Origin of the sequence: Collinsella aerofaciens, from assembly GCF_001405375.1 — a bacterium.
Taxonomy (GTDB): Bacteria; Actinomycetota; Coriobacteriia; order Coriobacteriales; family Coriobacteriaceae; genus Collinsella; species Collinsella aerofaciens_F.
On sequence record NZ_CYYP01000036.1, the window covers coordinates 1 to 2,143 of the forward strand.

Annotated in this window: 1 protein-coding gene; it reads left to right on the forward strand. The window is 56.9% G+C overall.

Translation table 11 applies throughout. The features are described from left to right. Positions 1–243: 243 nt before the first annotated feature. A complete protein-coding gene (locus tag ARB25_RS09615; protein WP_006235592.1) occupies positions 244–1,938 on the forward strand; it encodes a phospho-sugar mutase in 1,695 nt (564 codons plus the stop codon). Positions 1,939–2,143 lie beyond the last annotated feature (205 nt).

Below are 2,143 nucleotides of genomic sequence, written 5' to 3' on the forward strand. Positions count from 1 at the left end.
GGACGGCACCGAGCCGTACGCTTGAACTGAGAAGGGGGAGGCCTCGCGGCCTCCCCCTTTTTTGCGTTAATTGCGGCGTTCACTAAGCAATTAAATCAATCCAATCATCCACCGGTGAATATAAACGTTCACCGTTCTGTGGTCGGTTCTCTGTTCTCAATGGACTAATATTTGCTTTAGCGCGCTGATGCGCTTGTCCTGTTTTACACGGGTTGTTTTATTGATTGTGACGGAAGGACTCACATGGCAGATGTTCATGAGCTGCTTGATACTTGGATTGCCAATGTCAAGGACGAGGAGCTCCTCGCTGAGCTCAACACGATGAAGGAGCAGGGTGATGAGGACGCCATCACCGACGCTTTCTTCCAGGATCTCGCCTTCGGTACTGCCGGCCTTCGCGGCACTATCGGTGCGGGCACTAACCGTATGAATATCTATACGGTCGGTCGTGCGACCCAGGGATTCGCTGACTACCTCAATGCGACCTTCGAGCATCCGACGGTCGCCATCGCTCGCGATAGCCGCAATAAAGGTGAGCTGTTCGTCAAGACTACGGCTGCCATTCTTGCAGCAAACGGCGTGACTGCCCTCGTGTATCCCAAGATTTCTCCCGTGCCGACGCTCTCCTGGGCCGTCCGCGACCTTAAGTGCTCCGGTGGCATTTGCATGACCGCTAGTCATAATCCGGCGCCTTATAACGGCTATAAGGCCTATGGCCCCGACGGCTGCCAGATCACCAGCGAGGCCGCCGATGCAATTTCTAAGGCTATCGCCGAGACCGATACGTTCACCGGCGTGAAGTCCATGGACTTCGATGAGGCTCTTGAGCAGGGTCTGGTCAAATGGATCGATGACTCGTGCCTCGAGCGTTATTATGACGCCGTTCTCGCCCGCGGCGTGACCAACCTTTCTGCCGAGGAGATCGCTGGCGCTCCGCTTAAGCTCGTCTACACTCCGCTCAACGGCACCGGCCTCATTCCCGTCACGACGGTGCTCGAGCGCGCTGGCATCACCGATGTCACGGTTGTTCCCGAGCAGAAGGAGCCTAACGGCGATTTCCCGACCTGCCCGTATCCTAACCCCGAGATTCGTCAGGCCATGCAGAAGGGCATTGACCTGTGCGAGCAGGTTCACCCTGATCTGCTGCTTGCAACCGATCCTGACGCCGATCGCGTTGGCGTTGCCGTTAAGAATGGCGATGACTATCTGCTGCTGACCGGCAATGAGATGGGCGTTCTGCTGCTCGACTATATCTGCAAGACCCGCGCTGCTCGCGGTGAGGACCTCACTAAGAAGGTTGCTGTCACTACTATCGTTTCTTCCGCCATGGTTGACGCTCTGGCCGACGAGTACGGTTTTGAGCTCCGCCGCTGCCTGACGGGCTTCAAGTACATCGGCGACATCATTACTTCTCTTTCCGATGCTGGCGAGGTCGATCGCTTTATCTTCGGTTTTGAGGAGAGCTACGGCTATCTGGCCGGCGACCACGTGCGCGACAAGGACGCCGTGAGCACTTCGCTTTTGATTTGCCAGATGGCGCAGTACTACAAGCTCCAGGGAAAGAACCTTGCCGACGCGATGCACGAGCTGTACGAGAAGTATGGCTACTATCACAACAAGACGATTTCGCTGAGCTATCCGGGTGCTGAGGGTGCGGCAAAGATGGCCGGCATCATGGCCGGTCTGCGCGAGAACCCGCCCGCGGAGCTCGCCGGTTCCAAGATTGAGGCCGTCGTTGATTACAACACCTGCGTGAACGGCCTGCCGAAGGCTAATGTTATTGAGTTCGATCTTGAGGGTGGCAACAAGGGTATTGTTCGTCCTTCCGGCACCGAGCCCAAGATTAAGCTGTACATCTTCGCTAAGGGCGCGGATGCCGCCGAGGCAGATGCAGCACTTGACGCGATCGAGGAGTCCGGTCGCAAGCTGCTGGCATAAGGTATTTAAGAGTCTATAGCTATAGATGGGCTAAAGAGGGGATCTCGGATGCGAGGTCCCCTCCTGTTTTTAACCAGCCAACCGAGAGTACTTATATGTGTAGGAAATGTGTACGCCCAGATTCCCGCCCCCGGGGCCCCTCCGGTCTGGCAATATATCTCCTTGCCGCGCGGCCCGGTCGGACCGGATCAGCCGCGGGGCGTGC